The organism is Streptomyces sp. NPDC060027 (genome assembly GCF_042737005.1).
In the GTDB taxonomy this organism is placed as follows: domain Bacteria; phylum Actinomycetota; class Actinomycetes; order Streptomycetales; family Streptomycetaceae; genus Streptomyces.
Genome location: NZ_JBHWVI010000356.1, coordinates 1 through 5,685, shown reverse-complemented (window position 1 = coordinate 5,685; position 5,685 = coordinate 1). Strand labels below are relative to the sequence as shown.

The following is a 5,685-nucleotide window of genomic DNA, read 5'->3' as shown; positions in this document are numbered from 1 at the left end:
ACTGAATGCCTCGCCAGCCCTCAGGGTCCACTCCACCGGGCACAGGAGCCTCCTCGTCGTACGGCTGACGCGTAAACACGAACGATCCGAGGTCCAGATGGCTCACCGAGCCGTCAGGCCGCCGTACCGGCCGCAGAAGCTCGCCCGCGTAGTAGCCGTCGAGCCCCGTCCACGTCCCGTCCCCGTTCGCCCTGAAGCGCGCGCCCCGGCCGACACCCGAGAGCGGGCCCAGCACGAGCCCCCCATCGGCCGGCAGCCGCAGCCCGAAGGCTTGAGTCCCCCAGTACCACTGACCCGCCAACTCCAAGACGTCATGGTCGACTTCGGTCATCGGGCGCCAGGGTTCGGGAATCCGGGGCTCCGCCTCCGCGACGATCCGCACCAGATCGGCGGCGACGGTGAACACGGGCGGACCTGAGGTGCAGTTGGACAGCACCACCGCCGCCACGTCGTCCTCCACGCTGATCACCAATCCGGCGACGAAGCCCGGCAAGGAGCCCCCGTGTCCTACGAGAGTTCGGCCGTCACGGTGCGCGATCTGCAGGGCGAGCCCGTAGGAAGACCCCGCAGCCAGTTCCGCGGTCTCGGGCGGCGCGGCGGGCGCACGCATCTCCCTCACGGACTCCGCGCTCAGCACTCGGTCGTCGCCCTGGGTGAGGAAGACGGCGAAGCGGGCCAAGTCCCCTGTGGTGGACCACAGCTGCCCGGCCGGAGCCATCCGCCCGAGGTCCTCCGCGGGCTCGGGCATCATCGCGTCCGCCCAGGGGTGGACCGCCCATCCCCCCGCGTGCGGCGCCTGCGGGTGACCACTCGTACGGTGCAGGCCGAGCGGTTCCAGAACCTCTCGGCGCAGCACTTCTTCCCAAGGGGCGCCGCGTAGCTCCTCGACCAGCGCTCCGAGCAACGTGTAGCCGGGGTTCGAGTAGTGGTGCCGCCGGCCGACCGGGTGCCGGAACGGCTGCTCGCCCAGGACGTCGGACAGTTCGGGACGCAGCGAGCCCGGTGTGCGCTCCCACCACGGCGCGGGCGACTCGGCGGCCAGCCCTCCGGTGTGTGCGAGCAGTTGGGAGATGGTGACCTCCCCCGCTCCGGTGCCGGGTACATGCTTCTCCAGCGGGTCACCGAGGTCCAGGACGCCTTCGTCGCGCAGGCGCAGTACGAGAACGGCGGTGAAGGTCTTGGTGATGGAGCCGATCCGGTACTGCACGTTCTCGTCCGGCCCGTGACCGTCCACCGAGGTCCGCGCCCCGTTCCAGACCGCCTTCCCGCCTCGGACCACCGTCGCTACGAGCGACGGCGCCCGTCCCTCGCTCTGCGCGACGGCAATACGGTGCAGCAGGGCTCGGCGTGTGCCGGGAAGGAGATCATCGTGGGGTGTCGTCATGACACCAGTCCACCCGTCCCGCCACCGAACGTCGAGCGGATTAACCCGAGGCGGCCCCGCAGGGCGCCTGTAGGGTCTCGCCGCCGACGACATGTCGATCTTCTGTGACCTGCTGGTTCTCTGTTGTCTCACCGCGATGTCACCCAAGATCAGTCTCAGATCGCGCACCGATGAGTTTCCCGCGCCGCGCCGGTCTGTACGCGTAAGACCGACTCACGGAAAGCTGGCGCCATGCGGAAACTGATCTACGGCATGAACCTGACCCTGGACGGCTACATCGCCGCGCCCGGCGACGACATCGGCTGGAGCGGACTGCCGAGCGACGAACTGTTCCAGTGGTGGCTCGACCACGAGCAGGCGAGTGGCCTGTCGCTGTACGGGCGCAAGCTGTGGGAGACGATGAGCTCCTACTGGCCGACCGGCGACCAGCAGCCCAGCGTCACCCCGGCCCAGATCGAGTTCGCGCGGAACTGGCGGGACACGCCGAAGGTGGTGTTCTCCTCGACGATCGACAAGGTCGACTGGAACACCCGCCTGGTCACCGGCGACGCGATCGCCGAGATCACCCGGCTCAAGGCCGAGGACGGCGGCCCCATGAACATCGGCGGCGCGACGCTCGCCGGGGCGGCCATGCGGGCCGGGCTGATCGACGAGTACGTGATCGCCGCCCATCCGGTCCTGGTGGGCGGCGGTACGCCGTTCTTCACCGCGCTGGACAGCTGGGTGAACCTGAACCTGGTGGAGTCGCGGACGCTTCCCTGCGGCGTGATCCTGACCAGGTACGAGACGAGGCGCTGAGCAGCAGCACCCCCGCGCCAGTCTCACGGTGATGTCTTATACGACTACGACATCGGTACGACACGGCCCGTGAGATTACGACATCAGCCGCGAGTCCCTACAAGGGCGCCGGATCAGGTCTGTGCCATGTCCACGAAGCGTGAGTAGTGACCCTGGAAGGCCACCGTGATCGTGGCCGTCGGACCGTTACGGTGCTTGCCGACGATGATGTCGGCCTCGCCGGCACGCGGGGACTCCTTCTCGTAGGCGTCCTCACGGTGAAGCAGGATGACCATGTCGGCGTCCTGCTCGATCGAGCCGGACTCACGCAGGTCGGAGACCATGGGCTTCTTGTCCGTGCGCTGTTCGGGGCCACGGTTGAGCTGCGACAGCGCGATCACCGGCAGTTCCAGCTCCTTGGCCAGCAGCTTCAGGTTTCGCGACATGTCGGAGACCTCCTGCTGGCGGCTCTCGGAGCGTTTGCCGCCCGACTGCATCAGCTGGAGGTAGTCGATGATCACGAGCTTCAGGTCACTGCGCTGCTTGAGGCGGCGGCACTTGGCACGGATCTCCATCATCGACAGGTTCGGCGAGTCGTCGATGTAGAGGGGCGCGGCCGAGACGTCCGGCATACGACGGGCAAGCCGGGTCCAGTCCTCGTCGGTCATCGTGCCGGACCGCATGTGGTGCAGGGCCACGCGCGCCTCGGCCGACAGCAGGCGCATCGCGATCTCGTTGCGGCCCATTTCGAGCGAGAAGATCACACTGGGCATGTTGTGCTTGATCGAGCAGGCTCGGGCGAAGTCCAGGGCCAGCGTCGACTTACCCATGGCGGGACGAGCCGCGATGATGATCATCTGGCCGGGGTGCAGGCCGTTGGTGAGCGAGTCGAGGTCGGTGAAGCCGGTCGGTACGCCGGTCATCTCCCCCGAACGCGATCCGATCGCCTCGATCTCGTCGAGCGCGCCCTCCATGATGTCGCCGAGCGGCAGATAGTCCTCGGTGGTGCGCTGCTCGGTGACCGCGTAGATCTCCGCCTGGGCGCTGTTGACGATCTCATCGACGTCGCCGTCGGCCGCGTAACCCATCTGCGTGATGCGTGTGCCCGCCTCGACCAGGCGGCGCAGGACCGCGCGCTCGTGCACGATCTCCGCGTAGTACTCGGCGTTCGCCGCGGTCGGGACCGTCTGCACAAGCGTGTGCAGATAGGGCGCACCGCCGACCTTGGTGATCTCACCCCGCTTGGTGAGCTCGGCCGCGACCGTGATGGGGTCGGCCGGCTCGCCCTTCGCGTACAGGTCGAGGATCGCTCCGTAGATGGTCTCGTGCGCCGGCCGGTAGAAGTCGTGGCCCTTGAGCACCTCGACGACGTCGGCGATGGCGTCCTTCGACAGGAGCATGCCGCCGAGGACGGACTGCTCGGCGTCGAGGTCCTGCGGCGGTACCCGTTCGAACGACGAGCCGCCGCTTTCCCATGAGCCGTTGTCCCGGTCACGGTCGTGCTGCTCGTCACGGCCGCGGCCGCCACTCCCACGCCGGCGGGACGAGGGCAGACGATCACTGGGACCACTGTCCGCCCAGGGGTCGTCCAAGGGCTCGGAAATACTCACCGAGCCACCTCCTCCCGTCCGCGGAGCGGACCTAGCAGTGCCCTTAATTTCTACGGCACGGCACTGACAACTGAGCTGCCCAACTCCGGTTCTCACGCGTCGGTTTTGCGTGGTTTCCGAGGACGGAGGAGAGAACGGGCGCCGCACCACGTTAGGCCCGCGGGCACCGTCAGCCAATCTGGTTATCCACAGGCCATGTGGACGACGGCCCCGATGCTGTGGAGAACTCCACAAAACCTGTGCACGACCCGGTGGACAGCCCTGTGAACAAGCCCTCACCTCTTCCGGGGAACCTGCTCTGACCTGGCCTTTTCCCATCCACCGGCTGTGCAGAAGAAAAACTTCCTCGGTCGGATCAAGATCGCTGCAAACGGTGCACCGCGACACGCTCCACCCAACAGAGAGTAAGGGGCCTTTGCGCATTGCATCTCTTACCTGTGGAAGATTAGATTGGTGCTCATGACACAGGCTCCCGCGGTACCCAAGGCCGCCCGGCGCCGGCACGACCGAGAGATCGTCGCGCTGGCCGTTCCGGCCTTCGGCGCACTCGTCGCCGAGCCTCTTTTCGTGATGGCCGACAGCGCCATCGTCGGTCATCTCGGTACCGCGCAGCTGGCCGGACTCGGCATCGCCTCGGCCCTCCTCATGACGGCTGTCGGAGTCTTCGTCTTCCTCGCCTACGCCACTACGGCCGCAGTCGCCCGCCGAGTCGGCGCCGGCGATCTGCGAGCCGCGATCCGCCAGGGCATGGACGGCATCTGGCTCGCCCTGCTCCTCGGCGCGGTCGTCATCGCCGTCGTACTGCCCACGGCACCTTCCCTCATGGAGTTGTTCGGCGCATCCGACACCGCGGCTCCGTACGCGACGACGTATCTGCGGATCTCGGCATTCGGCATTCCCGCCATGCTCGTCGTGCTGGCCGCCACCGGCGTACTGCGCGGACTCCAGGACACGAGGACCCCGCTGTACGTCGCCGTCGGGGGCTTCGTCGCCAACGCGGTTCTCAACGTCGTCCTTGTCTACGGCGCCGATCTCGGCATCGCCGGCTCCGCCTGGGGCACCGTCATCGCTCAGTGCGGCATGGCCGCCGTCTACCTGAACGTCGTCATCCGCGGAGCCCGGAAGCACGGCGCCTCCCTGCGTCCGGATGCCAACGGGATACGAGCCAGTGCCCAGACCGGAGCTCCCCTGCTCGTCCGTACGCTGTCGCTCCGGGCGATCCTCCTGATCGCCACGGCTGTCGCCGCCCGGCTGGGGGACGCCGACATGGCGGCCCACCAGATCATCCTGTCGCTGTGGAGCCTGCTCGCGTTCGCGCTCGACGCCATCGCCATCGCGGGTCAGGCCATCATCGGGCGCTATCTCGGCGCCGATGACGCCCAAGGCGCCCGTGAGGCATGCCGCCGCATGGTGCAGTGGGGTGTCGTCACCGGAGTCGTGCTCGGTCTGCTGGTCATAGCGGCTCGCCCCCTGTTCCTTCCGCTGTTCAGCAGCGACGCGGGCGTGCAGGACGCGGCGCTGCCTGCTCTGGTGATGGTGGCCGTCTCCCAGCCGATCTGCGGGATCGTCTTTGTCTTGGACGGCGTCCTGATGGGTGCGGGAGACGGGCCTTACCTGGCCTGGGCCATGCTGATCACGCTGGCTGTCTTCATCCCCGTCGCCCTGCTCGTCCCCTTCCTCGGTGGCGGGCTGACCGCGCTCTGGGGAGCGATGACCCTGATGATGACCATGCGGATGCTGACGCTATGGCTGCGCTCTCGCTCGGGCCGCTGGATCGTCACGGGCGCGACGCGCTGACGTACGCCGACCGTTTCACGTGAAACGAGGGTTTCACGTGAAACGACGAGCCCGGTCATCCACGGAGAACGCGCGAGAACGCGCTCGTGAGACGCAGAAGGGCCGCACCCCTCGGGG

Annotated in this window: 4 protein-coding genes; 2 read left to right on the top strand and 2 right to left on the bottom strand. The window is 67.7% G+C overall.

Translation table 11 applies throughout. The annotated features are described in order from the left end of the window. The coding region (locus ACFWBT_RS41360; RefSeq protein WP_385709504.1) for a serine hydrolase domain-containing protein at positions 1-1,384 on the bottom strand (1,384 nt) is incomplete at its 3' end. Positions 1,385-1,615: 231 nt separating this feature from the next. Between ACFWBT_RS41360 and ACFWBT_RS41355 the strand changes: the two genes are divergently transcribed. Next, entirely contained in the window at positions 1,616-2,182 is a 567-nt protein-coding gene (locus ACFWBT_RS41355) for a dihydrofolate reductase family protein (protein ID WP_385709501.1), read from the top strand. A gap of 113 nt (positions 2,183-2,295) precedes the next feature. Here the strand turns inward: ACFWBT_RS41355 and dnaB are convergent, their stop codons facing one another. Continuing rightward, complete coding sequence (dnaB, locus tag ACFWBT_RS41350) at positions 2,296-3,771, bottom strand: replicative DNA helicase (RefSeq protein ID WP_266760565.1); 1,476 nt, start codon at positions 3,769-3,771, stop codon at positions 2,296-2,298. 450 nt (positions 3,772-4,221) lie between these two features. Between dnaB and ACFWBT_RS41345 the strand changes: the two genes are divergently transcribed. After that, positions 4,222-5,568 carry an MATE family efflux transporter gene (locus ACFWBT_RS41345; protein ID WP_385709497.1) on the top strand — a complete coding sequence of 449 codons (1,347 nt, stop codon included), beginning with the start codon at positions 4,222-4,224 and terminating at the stop codon, positions 5,566-5,568. Positions 5,569-5,685: the final 117 nt, after the last annotated feature.